A 16,946-nucleotide genomic window follows, 5' to 3' on the forward strand; every position below is an offset into this window, starting at 1 on the left:
GCAATCTCAAAGCCTTGCGTTAGCGTTAGCGTGTCCGACAGGACATATGCTACGTTACGCTACGCTCCACTCGCAATGACAAATATACAATTAATTTTCTCCAAGTACTTATTATTCAACACTGCAATTTTTACCCATCTCTTAAGCCTTGCTTCATGATGTTTATAAAGTCAATCATAATAATTTTATGTATCATAAATTACTTAGCATTCAGCATCAAGTATTGCTAAGCCTTAGCATAGCATTATATAAGTATCATATGAAATATTTTTTGGTATCATAAAAAAACATAAAATCTTCAGGCAAATAATTTGATTTTGAAGTTTCAATAATAGAATAGTGAAATAGCTTTAAATTATTATTCAGGATAATTACTCTTCTGTAATTTTAGATAATTCAATATAAACAGATATATAGGAATAGGTTTGTGCAACTATAGGTTTACTATTTTTATTGTGAGCGTATACCAATTATCACATAATCATCAATAACCTTTAAAGTTTGTATTAAGTTTTTCCAACAATTTAAATCAAATTTAATTCTTATATTTTTAATTAATTATGCAGATAAATACAACATATTTAATGAATGATGAAGTCTATTTTCATTGAAAAAATTAATAGTTTGAAACGATTTTTACCCCTCTCTATTACATTATTAACTGGCATACTTAGTAGCACTCCCGCCCAAGCATTACAATTTCAGTTTATTTATGCTCAAGATACTTCTCAGGAGGTAATCCATGGGTTCCAAACTGCAGGTAATATCTGGTCTTCCAAATTTAAAGATACTTTTTTAGATTCAGATTGCTCTTGCGAACAAGACATAACTGTTAAACTTCACATTGATTTCACTCAAATATCCAATTCCAAAGCACTAGGTGCAACCAGTCCACATATGGTTCATGTAAATTATGAAGATTTCTTGAATCGTAGTTTTAAAGATATTACTTCTACAGATGATTTAATAGCTTTCAAAAATCTACAAAATCTTAAATATAAAGAAAAAGATTTCTTTGAGGCATTAGGTGTTGAACTAAAAGATGATAAGAATGCAGAAAATATCAATATTTTGCAACAACAGGGTTTTGAGCTTAATCTTGACCCTAATAATATAGATTCTAAATCCAAGGATATTATTGCTGACCAAGCCCCAGATATTTTTCAACAACTAAATCTTGAACAAACGCAAAATTTAAAGCTTAGCAAAATTGACTTTGAAAAGTCAGTATTTAAAATGCGAATTGATGATGATAGTACAGTCAAGGTACATGATCATAATAAAGTAGATAAAGTAAATCAATTAGATGTACAAACTATCATCGATCAAAATGAAAATGACAATAATAAAAAGATTTGGTTAACTCTTGCAAATGCAAAAGCATTAGGTTTGAGCTACGGTAATGATGAAAAAGTGCTTGATGCTCTGATTTTAATGAACAATTCCATGTTTGCTGACAATGGCGATATGGTTGGCTACTCTGATTGGATAGACCAAAACCCCCAAGGAAATTTTCTGGAAAGCACTATCTGGGATTTTTCTAGAGTTGACGATCCAAATGCTGAAGTTGCTAACAATAAGTTTGATTTTCTTAGTGTTGCTTTACATGAAATCGGTCACGCTTTGGGTTTTGTCAGTGGAGTTGACGCTTTTAAGTTATTAAAAATTCAGGCTGAGGAAGATAATAAAACTCTCTCAGAAAAGGAGATATCATTAGTCAGTTCAATGGATCTATTTCGTTTTTCTGATGAAAGTACACAGAATGGTGTCATTGACTGGTCTTCCAGTGACAATATCTTCTTTTCCATTGATGGTGGTGAGACAAAACAAGCTGAATTTGCAGATGGAGTATCTTATCAAACCAGTCATTGGTCAGAGAAGGGCGATATCAATGGTAACCCCTTAGGAATTATGCACCCATTACTGGGAAGAGGAGAAAAGCTAGATATTACAGATTTAGATTTGCAATTATTGGATGTCCTTGGTTATACAAAAGTTGAAGATACAGCCAACCGATGGTTACATGGTTCTGTGAAAAAACAGAAAAAACTCAAGACAAACTCTTCAGGACCAAGGTTTAGTATCAGATATAACGGTGGTGGTTCTTCCAGTAGTGGACTAAGTTTTTGGCAAGAGCTTGGTGATTCAGAAGAAGATAGTGAATATAGTATGAGTATGTTTTTTAATCAAGAATATAAAGAGCAAGAGTATAAAACTGCTAGTACGCCAGAACCAAATATAATTGTGGGAATGGCATTTCTGAGTATATTTGGTTCGTTACATCGGCGAATGCGCCAAAATGAGCGTTGCTTAAATGAGAGATAAGTCATTAAAATTTATACTAAGAAAATAGTCTCCTAACTCCCCAATTCATGGGATGATTTGAGTATTTATCCCAAATATTTGGGGATAGGAGACAAAATCATCTTGCTGTTAAGCAACAACTGATTACTAATCAGCAGTTATCAAAAACTATGCAAAAACAAAACTGGTATCATCCAAACCAGTTACACCATTAATTTCTGCTAGTTTCTGGTTATTAAAGAAGATATCGGTGTTACCATCGATCTCTTTAAGTTTCAAAGTATCTGCAGATATTCCCAAACTTTCACTACCTAAGATACCAATTACATCAGTTCCAACTTCAAAGTCGAGGATTGTATTTGCATCTTCGGGTAATTCACCACTGACGATCCAGAATTGGTCTGCACCTTCACCACCAGTGATGAGATTATCACCACCAGACTGAACAAAAAATTTATCTAGATCGTTACCACCTAAAGCACGGTCTTGTTTACCCAGGAAGAAGATATCATCACCATCTCCACCGGACATGCGGTTACCACCCATTGCATCGGTTGCATCGAAAACGTCGTTTCCTGCACCACCAAAGACCCGATCGCCTTTACTCACAGAAATGATATCGTCTCCACTGCCCAAATCGATACGATTATTACCAATATTTGCTGAGTTACCTACTTGGAGATCTACTTCGTCATTACCCGCACCAGTAAATAAGGTATCATTCTTACCATCAAATTCACCTTTTAGTCCGGGAATTACCAAATCATCTCCAGGGGTACCCCCAACTAAATTATCCCCATCTCCCTGAGCGACTTCTTCTGGAGCTACTCCAAATAAAGTCCGGTACATCAACCGATACATATCTGTATTATCGGCTGTGGAAGGAAGTAAATCTGCGTTTAAACCATGGGCTTTAGTGACAATACTACCTGCTACATCAGGGGTACCAGTATAACCAACTCCAAATGGAAATTGTTCGCCGTTTGCATTGGGTGCAGAAATAAAAGGTTCGGTATTACGACCGTTTTGACCGTCGAGGGGTACTTCAATTGCATCGCTGCGATCGGCTTCGGTGGGGTTAACTCCGATAGTTCCAACTTGTTCCGGGTCGGTGTCATCTACTTCTAAACCACCTCCATCACTATCTGCTGCGGTTAATAGTAAAGTATTGGGGTCATTTTTCTCGATGTAGTCCATTGCTACACCAATAGCTTCATCTGCCCGCAAAACTGCTTCTATTGTGCCCCTGGCGTTATTATTATTGGGGAAATTATCGCTACCTTCTTCTTCTAAAACGACAAAGAAGCCATCTGGATCTTGAGAAACTATCGGTAAAGCAGCCTCCAGCATTTCCGCGACTGTGGGCGGATTTTCGTTTCCGGGTTGACCGTAGTTATCAAGTCCTTCAGCAGCATTGGCTTCTTCAGTTGTGTCATTATAAGTATCTTCTGCAGCAAAAATACCTAAAACTTTACCAGTACCCTTGGGCAAATTTTGCAATTCTTCCCGAGTAAAGACAACCGTGTAACCTAATTCTTTTGCTTCTTCAATTAAGTTACGTCCGTCGGTGCGAATACCTTCTTCACCAAACTTTCCAACAGTCCCTTCTGGTAAATAATGAATTTCTCCACCACCGAGGATGACATTAGCGCCAGAAAAAAGAATTTCTTCAGTAATTTCAGCAACATTACTGCGGTTTTCCACATCGGATAAAAAGACACCAGTACCGGGCTCAGCAATGAAACCAGAGTTGATGACCGCAACCGCCTTTCCTGCGTCTATGGCTTCCTCCATAATGGTCTTTCCCTCTTTTCCGGAAAGGGAAGTCACGGGGTTACCTTCTTCATCTAAGCCATAGGAGCCAGCTTGGGGTTTGACACCAAAAGCGTGAACTACTGCTCCTGCATTGGAGGTAGAAACTAATCTATCTTTAATATGTCCCAGATATACCCCAGCATCAGACATCTTGTCCCAATTTAAGCGCCCATCTGGACCTTCTTTAGCAAAACGTCCTGCAGCATAATGGGAAGGACTGGTACCATCTGGATGGATAAAAATTACATTTCCAGTATCTTTGGTCGCTTGTGGTGCTCTTTGCGGTGGTGGTGCTGGAACAGCTTGGGGTAATTCCTCCTCAAACAAAGTTTTGTACATCAACCGGTAAATGTCGGTGTTATCCAAAGTACTGGGTAACTCTTCAGAATTTAAACCGTAGGTTTTAGCAACAATACTACCTGCAAAATCAGGGGTACCGACATAACTAACACCAAAAGGTAATTCCTTCCCAAAAGCATTGGGTGCAGAAACAAAAGGCTCAGTATTACGACCGCTTTGACCGTCACGGGGTACTTCAATGGCGTCACTGCGGTCATCTAGGGTGGGGTTAACTCCTACAGTTCCAACCTGTTCGGGTTCAGTATCATCAACTTCCAAACCACCCGCATCGCTATCAGCAGCAGTAATTAGTAAAGTATTGGGATCCGTATTATCGATAAAATCTTGAGCAACCCCAATAGCCTCATCCGCCCGTAAAACTGCTTCGATCGCACCCCGAGCATTATTATTATTGGGAAAATTATCGCTACCTTCTTCTTCTAAAACCACATAAAAACCATCTGGATCTTGATCCAGAATTGGCAAAGCAGCTTCCAACATTTCCCCTACGGTGGGAGGATTTTCGTTTCCTGGTTGACCGTAGTTTTCTAGTCCCTGGGCTGCGTTTGCTTCTTCAGTGGTGTCGTTATAGGTATCTTCTGCTGCAAAAATACCCAATACTTTGTTAGTACCTTGGGGTAGATTTTGCAGTTCCTCCCGAGTAAAAACAACTGTATAACCTAATTCTTTGGCTTCCTCAATTAAATTGCGTCCATCGGTACGGATACCCTCTTCACCAAACCGTCCAACGGTTCCTTCCGGTAAATAATGAATTTCTCCACCACCGAGAATAATATTTACTCCCGATTCGACAATTTCAGCCGTAATTTCCGCCACATCATTACGACTTTCTGCATCAGCGAGAAATACTCCCGTCCCCGGTTCGGCGATAAACCCAGAGTTAATTACAGCAGTTGCTTTACCTGCGGCGATCGCTTCTTCCATAATGGTCAAACCACTTTCATTAGCCGCTCCCGACTTAAAAGAAAGTGACTCTACCGGATTACCATTTTCATCTAAACCATAGGAACCAGCAAAAGGCTTTGTTCCATAAGCATGAACTACTGCACCTGCATTTGAAGTAGAAACAAGACGGTCTTTGATATGTCCCAGATAGACTCCAGCCTCAGTCATGTTATCCCAGTTAAGGCGTCCATCTGGTCCTTCTTTGACAAAACGTCCAGCAGCAAAATGAGAAGGACTGGTACCATCCGGATGGATAAAAATTACATTATTTTTTGCCATGAATCTTCCCTGAATTTAATTTCGATGCAAGACACGTAAGTTTAGGAATTTTTGCACTTCACAGCTTCTCCATTAGCATCCAGATATAAAACCAGAAGCAAGGGGAAAGAGTTTTTTGATTGACAATTGTAAAAATTAGCTCTATGGGGTAATTACTAAGAATCCAATAGTGGTTTTGTTGAGAATTTATACTTAGTTTTAGCCTCTGAGAAAAATTAGGTTCTGAAGATCATTATGCGAACTAGGTGTCAATTTTTGGGTTAAGGGAACACTATGTTTCAATTAAAGTCAATATAAGTTTTCAAGAGATATAAATATCAATAAATATTAAATTGGTTTATATAAAGAATAATCTTCTCATATCACAACCTTTTACCTGTTGCTAGAACTGTTAAACCTTTCAAATCTAACAGTTGAATTTCAGAACCATCGATGGTAATTAATCCCTCAGAACTTAATTTATAAAATACTCGTGATAATGTTTCTGGGATAGTTCCCAACAAAGCTGCTAGCTGACTTTTAGGAATATCTAATTTAACTGAGTCAATATTACCATGACACTCCCTTGAGTCTAGCAAGTAAGCGGCTAACCTACCTGGTACTTCTTTGAGGGATAAATCTTCAACTAAACGGGCAAATTTTCTCAGATGACGGGCAAAAGTAGCCAACATATTAATTGCTAAAGTTGGATATTTCTCCAGAAGCTTAAGAAAATCAGACCTGGGAAAGAATAATAATTCTGTTTTCGTCATAGCAATAGCTGAAGCGGGAAAACATTTACCATCAAAAGCAGATACTTCAGCAAAATTCCCTCCTGTTTCGAATATATGTAAAATCTGTTCTTTGCCCAATTTAGACATCTGAAATATTTTAACTTTTCCTTTTTTTATTAAATAAAATCCATCGCAAGGTTCTCCTTGCCAAAAAATACTTTCTCCCTTTGAAAAATTCTTATTAATTATAATTTTATTAACCAGTTGAAGTTCTTGTGGGGAAAGTCCTTGAAATAATTGGGAACGAGACAAAAATTGCTGCCAATCTTGATGTTCTTGCATCATTTTAATTAACTAAAAATTTTATATATTAACAAAATTATATAAAATTTTATTCCCTACTAAAAGTTTAATAATATTTGACTTAAGTCAAGGAAATTTATATCAACACCTTTTACACTTAAGTAGGTTAGTAAGAAAAATCATAACTTGTTTGTAATAGTGCTTCAGCGCTAAAGCGCTACTAGGAGCCAAATACGAGTATTTTATATTTCTTTACATAGTTTACTTTTTTCTTGCCTACTTACTTAAAAATAGATATACCAATAACCCATTTACGTAGGAGAGGGAGAGATGTTTTGCGAACAATGCGAACAAACAGCTAGTGGTAATGGTTGTCATCAATGGGGTGCTTGCGGTAAAAGTCCCCAAGTAAATGCGGTTCAAGATTTATTAATTCATTGTTTACAAGGTTTAGCCCAAGTTGCATTACGCGCTCGTGAATTGGGAATCAAAACTCAAGTCGCAGATTTATTTACCTGTGAAGCGCTTTTTGCGACGATGACGAATGTTAACTTTCAACAACAACGTTTTACCGAATATATCAAACAAGCGATCGCAGTTCGGGAAAAACTCAAAGTGCAAATTCAGCAAGCTTCTAATACATCGGAAAAATGGTCGGAATTAGCTTGTTTTGAACCCGACTTTGATTCCAGTTTAGTAGAACAAGGTCAAGATATTAGCCTCAAGTTTATTAGTCAATCAGGAACTGATATAGATATTTTTTCTCTTAAACTTACTGTTTTGTATGGGATTAAAGGTGTCGCTTCCTACGCTTTCCATGCGCAAGAATTAGGACAAGCTGACGAAGCAGTTTATCAATTTTGTTATCAAGCACTTGTCAATCTTCAACGTCAAGACCTTAGTTTAAATGATTGGGTCAATCTTGCTCTGGAAGTTGGGAAGATTAATCTGCGTACAATGGAATTACTTGATGCTGGACATACCACAACTTACGGTCATCCTACACCTACGCCGATACCTCTCAATACAAGAAAGGGTAAAGCGATTCTAGTTTCAGGACACGATCTTAAGCAACTGAAAGCCTTATTAGAACAAACTGTTGATACTGGTATTACTGTTTATACTCACGGTGAATTACTTCCTGCCCATGGTTATCCTCTATTAAAACAGACTTATCCCCATCTCTACGGACATTATGGTACAGCATGGCAGAATCAAACCAGAGATTTTGCTAAATTCCCTGGTGCAATTGTCCTCACAACTAACTGTCTGATGCCTCCCCATGAAGAATATCAGGATAAATTATTTACTCTGGGACCAGTAGGCTATACTGGTTTAATTTATCTTCCTGGGAATTCTGAAGGTACGCCAGATTTTACGCCTGTAATTCAAAAAGCTTTAGAATTACCTGGATTTACTGAAGATGAACCTCCACGTCAAGTAATGACAGGATTTGCTCGCAATGCTGTTTTAGGAGTAGCTGATCGAGTTCTAGCTGCAATTGATTCGGGTAAAATTCGTCACTTATTCCTAATTGGTGGTTGTGATGGAGCAAAGCCAGACCGCAATTATTATACTGAAATAGTTGAAAAAGTTCCTCAAGATTGCGTAGTTTTAACCCTTGCTTGTGGTAAATTCCGTTTCTTCGACAAAAATTTAGGCGAAATAGCTGGTTTACCTCGACTCATGGATGTTGGTCAATGCAATGATGCTTATTCTGCAATTCAGATTGCTTTAGGATTAGCTAAGGCATTAAACACCACCGTTAATGAGTTACCTTTATCTCTAATTCTTTCCTGGTACGAACAAAAAGCGATCGCTGTTCTCTTAACTTTGTTGTATCTGGGGATTAAAGATATTCGTTTGGGTCCAACTATCCCTGCATTCCTTTCTCCTAATATCCTTAAGCTATTAGCGGAGAATTATAACCTTAAACCAATTACTACTCCTGATGAAGATTTAGCTGCTTGTCTTGGTTAGTCTGTCTTCCCAAACAGAAGCCTGCTTTTTTTGAAGTTGCTACAGATTAGGTTAGTAAAAAAATCATAATTTAGTTTGTAGTAGCACTTTAGTGCTAAAGCGTTAATACGAGCCAAATACGGATATTTTATATTATTTACATAATTTACTTTTTTCTCGCCTGCTTACTTAGCATCCGTGTAAAAATAAGTTGATAAAGTTTATTGCTGGAGTTTAGGCTATCCGGGGACTTTAATCAAAAAGTTATGCAACTTATTTTTACATGATTCCTTATTATCTGTAGCTGGGGTTTAAGAAATTGATATAAACCTCACGGGGTGTTTGTCGCCTCGCGAGGATATAAACATATTTTTATTTTTCCCTGTTCCCAGTTGCCCTTTTATTGTGTGTTTTTTAAGAGATTTAATCTTTCAGACCTTGACAATTAATTGAAATTTATTATCATTAATCTTAAAGATTTAATTACCAGATGTAATCTAATTTTGTTCAATTAATACAGACTAAAGTAGAATTGCTAGTCTTCAAAGCCAGATTTTACAGTGAGGATTGCTTAGATAAGTTGTAGCAAAAATAGCACTAATCCGAATAAGCTATAGCAAATATGTATCAAATAGTCAGAAAAGCTGCTGTGAATTTTTCCTGAACGACAAAAAATATCTTAACCCCCAACTCGCTTAAATACAGTTCTAAGTCTTAATCGCGATCGCTCTTGAGGAAAAAATTATGTCATTGATTCATTTGGATAAGTCCGTACTTTCTTTTCACCTAAAAGAACTTATCGAAGACGGTCATGGGAATCATCCTATCGCCCTAGCAGGACTAGGAGCGATCACAGTAAGTTCTCTCCTTGTTCCCGCAGTAACAAAATTAGGTAGACCTTTTCTGAAAGCAGCGATTAAGAACAGTCTATTTATCGAGCGAGAAAGTACGGCATTACCAATTAATTATTCAACCACAGAATTAACTAAAATCTGGCAAAAGGCAGCAATAGCTAGTCAGAATAACCATCTGAAAGCTAGTTCAAAACTTAAAATAAGCTCAAAACAGTTAACTAATAATTAATTATCTTGAATATCTTGATGGGTTGTAGCTATTAAACCTTCTGATAAACTTAGTTTTTCAGCCTGTTCTAATGCAGCTTCAGCTTTGGCTTCAGCAACAATATCGCCGATTACTTCTCCTGTTTCGGCGATCGCCCCTTTGGTTTTTTGATATAAGCTGACACCACTTTTGATTGCTGCTTTGGCAATAGGCTTCATTAGAGGAAGTACGGTGGGAGCTAAAACTGCAATTCCTACCGCAATAGCTACAGTTTGAATGGGATGATTTTTGTAAGCATTTTTAACTTGGTTGAAGACGGAATTTCCTACTTGTTGCATTGGTGCCATATTATTACTCCTGAATATTGATTGATTTTATTGATTTATTTTTCAGTTTAGGATTACTAGAATAGAGTTCTAGATTTTCTAGTCAAATCTTAAACAAACAATGAATTTTGTTCTTCCAAGTTATGTTGTACCAGAGGACGAAGACTGTTAAGCCCAGCAGCGATCGCCGAACCATTGTGAACTATCGTAGCGACCAGTGGATTTAATCCTAATGTAGAAGCCATACCCAAAGCCATTAAATTGGGAGCAACCACCAGCAGAGTATTTTGCTCGATCAACTGCTTGGTTTCCTGGGAGATATTAAGGGCTTCCATCAAGCTAGCTAGATCGTTATTCATCAGTACCACATCAGCTATTTCTCTGGCAATATCCGAACCGCTGGCAAAAGATATTGAGACATCTGCATAAGCTAAAGCGACCGAATCATTCAAGCCATCACCTACAAACGCAACAGTTTTACCAGCTAGTTTTAAATCGCGCAGGATTGCTGCTTTTTGTTCGGGAAAAGCTTGAGCATGGACTTGAGATAGGGGGATATTCAATTCCTCTGCTACTACGTTGGCTCGTTTCTGGTTATCTCCCGTCAATAAATGAATATCGCGACCAGAAGCTTGCAGATATTGGATTAAACCATGGCTTTCGGAACGAAGGGGATCGGCATATTGAATTACCCCTTGTAATTTACCATCACAAGCGACATAGATTAAGGATAACCATGCTGAAGTAGCAGATTTTTGTTCTATATCGCAGGTGTGATGCAAAGGAAAAGCTTGAGTCCCTAAGCATTCTAAGTCTATTCCCTCTTGAGCTAAGAAGCGATCACTACCTACTAAAATTTCTTGTGATTCTACAGTAGCACGAATGCCTAAACCAACTTCATAGTTCCATTTTTGGCGAAGGGGAATATTTATATTCTGACTTTGAGCATAATTTGTAATGACCTCAGCGACAGGATGGGCGATCCTTTGTTCAGCAGCAGCAGCAAAAGTTAAGACTTGTTCGGCAGACATTCTACCTGGTATGGTTTGAATGCCCACTACACTTAATGTTCCTTGGGTTAAAGTCCCCGTTTTATCAAAGACAACTGTATCTACTTCTGCTAATTGTTCGATGCTTCGTCCACTGCGCACCAAAATACCATGGCGCGTGTTGTGGTTTAATGCACTCAAGAATGCTGTAGGTATGGAAATGCGGATACCGGTAACAAAATCCAAAGTCAGAATTGAAGCTGCTCTAGCTGGCTCTTTAGTGATTGCTAAAACAATAACAGCTAAAACTAGGGAAGGTAAAATTAACTTATCTGCTACCTGGGCAGCATAGTTTGCCATGCGGGTATCCTGTACTGGTGCATTTTGCAAGAGTTCAATACTGGCAGCAGCACGAGTATTTTTTCCTACTCTGTCGGTACGAATGTAGATTTGCCCGGAACGAACCAGAGTTGAAGCATAAACCACTGTCCCGGCTTCGGCAACAATGGGAACTGATTCCCCTGTAAGTTGTTGTTGGTCAATTGTAGCTCGACCTTTAAGGACTTCTCCATCTACAGGTATTTGCTCTCCAGGATAGACAATTACGGTTTCTCCTGGTTGTACGCTATCGCTTTTAATTTGTAAGAGTTGCCCTTCTCTTAATACCCAAGCAAAATGTCCGATCGCATCCATGAGATCTGCTGTTTGGGTTGCTGTAGAACGGGCGGTGCGATCGCGAATTAGATCCCCTAGCTGATGAAGAGTAATTACCAATGCAGGAGTAACTAGTCTTCCTTGGGAATAACTTAAACCCAATGCCAGTAAGTCTAAGCAATCAATATTAATTTTCCGATCCCCAAAAAGGCTTTGAATTGCTCTTTTCGCTATGGGTAAGGTTACAGTTACTAAACTAGCAAGAGCAACCGATCGCAACCAAACTAATCCACTTTGATAACTCAACCAACTAACGATAGTAGTGAAGACGGGTAATCTTAAACTCGACCAATTTTCAGTTGTTAGGGTTGGCTTTTTGCTTGGTTTGTTTGGAATTGAACTAGTTGTAGCTGCTTGTTTAATTAAATTTGCTAAATCAGAGGCAATTTCTACCAGTGAAGAACCTGTATAAAGATAAAGATAATCAATGGTGATCGAAGCTGCTGCACGATTGACCCTCACATGATTAATTCGGGGTTGAGCAAGTAAAAATTGTTTGAGATTGGCTGCATAGTCCAGGTCATCTTTTAAACGGTAGATGCGAAATCTAACTCTACCTGGAACATGATGAACCAAACAAGGTAGAGAATGATAAGCTTCGATTTGTTGTCTGTCAATTACGGATGGAGGGTTTGTCAAATAGTTACACTCCTTATGATATAAAATTCCTGATTTTAGTTAGAGATTGTTAATTAGGAATTATCTAGTTAGGAATTATTTAGTTAGGAATTTTGGTTAAAAATTGTTGGTTGGAAATCCTTGCTGAACTCTATTTTCTTATCGAACAATAAGCAATACTACATCTAATTTACATGATTTTTTTGCTTTCAACCTTTACCTGAATTATGTAGTTCCGGAAAATTCAAAATTAAACCTGGCTGAGCTTATTGACAATATCCATCAAACGCATGCCTAATTCCCAATCAGACAATCCTTGATTATCATAATTAATGGCGATCGAGGTTGCAGCACGATTAATTCGGACGCTTTTGACATATTCATCAGCGTTTAAAGCCTGCTCTAAACGACGGGCAAAATCAGCATTAATAGCTAGTTGAGGCATCCGCAAACGAACTCTTCCCGGAACAGCATGAGCGATCGCATAATCTTGAAAATTAACCTCTGATGCTCCTATCCCTACTTTATTAGAACTAGAATTATTGTTCTCGCTGACTGCATCTTGTTTTTCTTGTTTGAGGTGGATAAAAATTTGACGCGCTATACTTGCCACCAACAAGTTGACTATGAGAGCATTTGCTCCTCGCAGTTTAAATCGAGTCGCAATAAAGACTCCAATTACCGCTGGGAGAATCATTTCGACCTCTCCATGTTCTTTTAAAAATGCCCCTAGCTGGGAGGTTGAATCTTCTGAGGAGAGGTGACTGAGATTATTAGTTGAAGTTGTAGCTGTCATGAGTAGTATTCACTTCTATCTATACATGTTAAGCAAAATATGCTTTGGATAAATCAAATCTTAAGAAGACTTATCCTACGGTTCATCTGCTAATTAAGCTTCTTTATTCCTTGACTTCTTCACAATCTTGGCTTTTTCACAATCATATAAAATAACTGCATATTTAACTCCTGTTTCCTTGGTTACCGTAAAATCTTCTTCTAAACCTTTAATGCCATGAATTTGAGCTTTTATGGAATTATTCTTAGAAATATTGGGAGAAGTAGAATATTGTTGGTCTACCCATTCATAAAATTCAACCATCTTAGGATTGCAGAAAGTACAACCATGACACTTCTCGGGAGTCAGCACCTTGCGCACTCTCCCTTTTTGGATTAATTTTGAGAGCATTTGCCTAAGTGCATCTCCATCTACATGAAAGTGCAGTTCCATGTCTGCTAAGGAAACACGATGATAATCAAGTACGAAGTCTTGCAGTTCTTTTAAAATCATAAAAAACCTCGCGGGAGTTTATGCTAACGCACAGACGCGGCGTAGCCGTTTGTTGACGCAGCTACGCTGAACACCATCAGGTGCGGGCTAACGGACACGCTGCGCTAAGGAAACCGTTTTTAAGCCAAGGGAGGAAAAATGTCAAATTGGTAAAATCTGAAGAAAATCATTGGCGTACCTTTCAAGATTGCGCGGAGTGTCCAAGAAATATTAATTTTAGTCAAGAAACAAGGAAAAATCATTGCGATCGCGACGGTCGAAGAAATTGAATTTTCCTCTTCTCCTTATTCCTAATAACTTAGATCAATTCATCGCAGTTGTTTCTTGAGTACGGTTAGCAGCCATATTGGCAACTTCGCGATCGATAAAAAAGATACCTTGTCCTTCCGTTCCGATTAGTTTCATTTTGTCCAGAATACTTTTAAATAAAAATTCTTCTTGGTGTTGTTCGGCAACATACCATTGGAGAAATTGAAGAGTGGCATAGTCTGATTCAGTACTTGCTAAATGGACTAAGTCATTTATTTTGCCAGTAATCAGTTGCTCATGTTCGTATATCTGCTCAAACATTTCTGTCAAAGAATTAAAATCTGTTGGTGGAGCTTGCATACCACCCATAATTGCCAAAGCACCTGTTTCTTGAAGATATTTCAGTAAGCGACGCATGTGTGCCATTTCTTCATCCGCGTGTTGACTTAAGAAAGTCGCACAGCCCTCGAGGGATTTATAAGCGCACCAAGAACTCATTTGCAAGTAGAGATGGGAAGAATAGATCTCTAAGTTAATTTGTTGGTTGAGACGCTCGATAGTTTTTTGAGATAACATAATTCACCTTCTTACCTAGTCAATTGCGATATGCTCGCTTCAGTTAAACACGAGTTGAGGTTTTAGCTTTTTGCTGCGTGCTTTCTTCCCGGTTGGGATTAATGGAAATTTTCTGGGAACTCCGAGATCGTTTGAGGAGGAAAATTGTTCCCGCTATAGCAGCAACTCCACCGATAATCCAAGCCAGAGATGAAACTGGGTGTCCAAAGAAAGTAGCTATTTGATAAAACATAACTGCTACCCAATAACCTAAACCTGTAGTCCAAAGCCCAACCAACACCGTCCAACCTAAATTAGTTTCACGGTAAATTGCACCTGTTGCAGCAACACAGGGAAAGTACATTAGTACGAATAATAAATAAGCAAATGCTCCTGTGGTACCGTCAAATCTTTTTGCCATCTGTCCAAAAGTACCTACTGCTACTTCTTGTTTTTCGGCGGCAGCTGCTTGATCTCGTACATCACCAATATTTAAGCCAATGGGATCGAGTATTTGATTGCCAAGTTCAGCTAAATTAGTGGGAATGCTGGCAAAAGCGGAAGCAATACCACCCCAAAAATCAAAAGCTTCTTTTTTTTCTACTTTTCCTGACTCTTCTTGAGCTAACTGACCATACAGAGAATCAAGAGAACCAACCATTGCTTCTTTGGCAAACACTCCAGTAAAAATACCTACGGTAGCAGGCCAGTTTTCTTGACGAACGCCCATCGGGGCAAATAATGGAGTTACAGCTTGGCTAGTAGCCGACAAAATCGAATCTTTGCTGTCTTGTGTGCCAAAGGAGCCGTCCGTACCCACGGAGTTGAGTAAACTCAAGATCATCACCATGACTACGATTACCTTACCTGCTCTGAGTAAAAATCCTCTCAGTCTGTCCCAAGCGCGAATCGCAATTCCTTTGGGCTGGGGGATGTGATAGGGCGGTAATTCCATCACAAAGGGCGAGGCTTCCCCCTGCATGATGGTGTTTTTCATCACTAGTCCGGTAAAAATAGCAGCAGCAATACCAATTAAATACAGACCGAAAACCAGGTTTTGCCCGTTACGGGGAAAGAAGGCAGCTGCAAATAGAGCATATACAGGCAATCTTGCGCCGCAAGACATGAATGGGTTCATCATAATGGTCATCAAGCGATCGCGCCTATTTTCTAGAGTTCGAGTCGCCATAATTGCCGGTACATTACAGCCAAAACCCACTAGCATCGGCACGAAGGATTTACCAGGTAAGCCCACCAAGCGCATCAATTTATCCATGACAAATGCTGCCCTTGCCATGTAACCGGAATCTTCGAGAATCGAAAGAATGACAAATAGTAAGCCGATTTGAGGAATAAAGGTAGCTACTGTTTGAATACCACCGCCAATAGAGGTGATGAAACCGATTAACCATCCTGGGGTATTGAGGGATTCTAACCAAGCCTTCGGCGCTTCCACAAAGACGGTACCAAAGGAAATATCGAAGAAATCGATAAATGCACCACCGATATTGATCGCGATGAAAAACATTAAGTACATCACCACTAAAAATAAGGGGATGCCAATCCAACGATTGAGGACAAATTGGTCGATTTTGTCAGATTTAGTGCTACTGATATCTCTGGTCTGTTGTACTGAACTTTGTATCAAACTACGAATAAAGCCATAGCGACTATCAGCGACAATAATATCGATATCTTCATGTAACAGTTGATGAATCTTATGGCGATTTTCAATAACAATTTGATCTAATTCTTTTCCTTTAAGCTCGGGGGCAACACTGCCTTCATATTCCAGCAATTTTAGAGCTATCCACCTGGTAGAAATTTTTTGATTGCGTCCTTTTTTCCTAACTAGTGGTTCAATTTGGCTGAGGGTATCTTCAATCACTGCTGGGTAAGCTACCACCGTAGGTAGATTGCCAGGATTATCGATTAATTCATTAATTTTGCTTCTTAGGACTTCAATCCCTTCCCCTAAAAAAGCACTGATCGGAATCACAAAACAACCCAATCTTTGGGAAAGAACATCGGTATTAATCTCTAATTCTCTCTCCCGTGCCACATCGATCATGTTCAATGCTGTTACCATTGGCAGGCGCATTTCCATAATCTGAGTAGTTAGATATAGATTGCGTTCTAAGTTAGAAGCATCGACAATATTAATAATTAAATCCGCTTCCCCAGATAGCAGATAATCTCGGGCAATCAACTCATCTAGTCCCGTGCTTTCATCTTCTGCATCTAAAGAATACACCCCTGGCAAATCTACAACGGTAACTTCAATTCCGTCATTGATGTATTTACCTTCTTTGCGATCTACAGTAACCCCAGGCCAGTTCCCCGTACGTTGATTAGCACCTGTTAAATCGTTAAACAGAGTGGTTTTTCCGCAGTTAGGGTTGCCAATTAAAGCAATTGTCTGTTTTTTCATTTTTTGACCCACAATTTTTTGACTCTTAATAATTAA

11 protein-coding genes are annotated in these 16,946 nt (G+C 38.6%); 3 read left to right on the forward strand and 8 right to left on the reverse strand.

All coding sequences use genetic code 11. The features are described from left to right. The first annotated feature begins 588 nt into the window (after positions 1-588). Entirely contained in the window at positions 589-2,325 is a 1,737-nt protein-coding gene (locus tag QNJ50_RS19010) for an NF038122 family metalloprotease (protein ID WP_300638103.1), read from the forward strand. A 147-nt stretch (positions 2,326-2,472) separates the two neighbouring features. Here QNJ50_RS19010 and QNJ50_RS19015 read toward each other — a convergent pair whose 3' ends face one another. Together QNJ50_RS19015 and QNJ50_RS19020 are read right to left on the reverse strand one after the other, a co-directional pair. Further along, a complete protein-coding gene (locus tag QNJ50_RS19015; protein ID WP_300638105.1) occupies positions 2,473-5,703 on the reverse strand; it encodes an alkaline phosphatase in 3,231 nt (1,076 codons plus the stop codon). Positions 5,704-6,065: 362 nt separating this feature from the next. Further along, positions 6,066-6,761: a Crp/Fnr family transcriptional regulator gene (locus QNJ50_RS19020; RefSeq protein ID WP_300638107.1), complete on the reverse strand. Its 696-nt coding sequence runs from the start codon at positions 6,759-6,761 to the stop codon at positions 6,066-6,068. A gap of 288 nt (positions 6,762-7,049) precedes the next feature. On the opposite strand from QNJ50_RS19020, the gene hcp reads away from it, so the two are divergent. Both hcp and QNJ50_RS19030 read left to right on the forward strand, forming a co-directional pair. Continuing rightward, a complete protein-coding gene (gene hcp / locus QNJ50_RS19025; protein WP_300638109.1) occupies positions 7,050-8,699 on the forward strand; it encodes a hydroxylamine reductase in 1,650 nt (549 codons plus the stop codon). A 723-nt stretch (positions 8,700-9,422) separates the two neighbouring features. Then, complete coding sequence (locus tag QNJ50_RS19030) at positions 9,423-9,761, forward strand: hypothetical protein (protein ID WP_300638111.1); 339 nt, start codon at positions 9,423-9,425, stop codon at positions 9,759-9,761. On the opposite strand, the gene QNJ50_RS19035 is transcribed toward QNJ50_RS19030, so the two are convergent. The 6 genes from QNJ50_RS19035 to feoB all read right to left on the reverse strand — a co-directional run bounded on the left by QNJ50_RS19035 (position 9,758) and on the right by feoB (position 16,910). Continuing rightward, positions 9,758-10,087: a DUF5132 domain-containing protein gene (locus QNJ50_RS19035; RefSeq protein ID WP_300638113.1), complete on the reverse strand. Its 330-nt coding sequence runs from the start codon at positions 10,085-10,087 to the stop codon at positions 9,758-9,760. The two genes, QNJ50_RS19030 and QNJ50_RS19035, sit on opposite strands and share 4 nt — an antisense overlap. 89 nt (positions 10,088-10,176) lie before the next feature. After that, positions 10,177-12,408, reverse strand: coding sequence for a heavy metal translocating P-type ATPase (locus tag QNJ50_RS19040; RefSeq protein WP_300638115.1), 2,232 nt, complete (start codon positions 12,406-12,408; stop codon positions 10,177-10,179). A gap of 229 nt (positions 12,409-12,637) precedes the next feature. After that, entirely contained in the window at positions 12,638-13,183 is a 546-nt protein-coding gene (locus QNJ50_RS19045; RefSeq protein WP_300638117.1) for an HMA2 domain-containing protein, read from the reverse strand. Positions 13,184-13,276: 93 nt separating this feature from the next. Then, on the reverse strand, positions 13,277-13,675 hold the full coding sequence (locus tag QNJ50_RS19050) for a FeoC-like transcriptional regulator (protein ID WP_300638119.1): 399 nt from the start codon (positions 13,673-13,675) through the stop codon (positions 13,277-13,279). A 303-nt stretch (positions 13,676-13,978) separates the two neighbouring features. Then, a complete protein-coding gene (gene ftnA, locus QNJ50_RS19055; RefSeq protein ID WP_300638121.1) occupies positions 13,979-14,500 on the reverse strand; it encodes a non-heme ferritin in 522 nt (173 codons plus the stop codon). Between the two features lie 43 nt (positions 14,501-14,543). Beyond that, positions 14,544-16,910, reverse strand: coding sequence for a Fe(2+) transporter permease subunit FeoB (gene feoB, locus QNJ50_RS19060; protein WP_300638123.1), 2,367 nt, complete (start codon positions 16,908-16,910; stop codon positions 14,544-14,546). Positions 16,911-16,946: the final 36 nt, after the last annotated feature.

This window comes from Mastigocoleus sp. MO_188.B34 (genome assembly GCF_030065675.1).
Classification (GTDB): Bacteria; Cyanobacteriota; Cyanobacteriia; order Cyanobacteriales; family Nostocaceae; genus Mastigocoleus.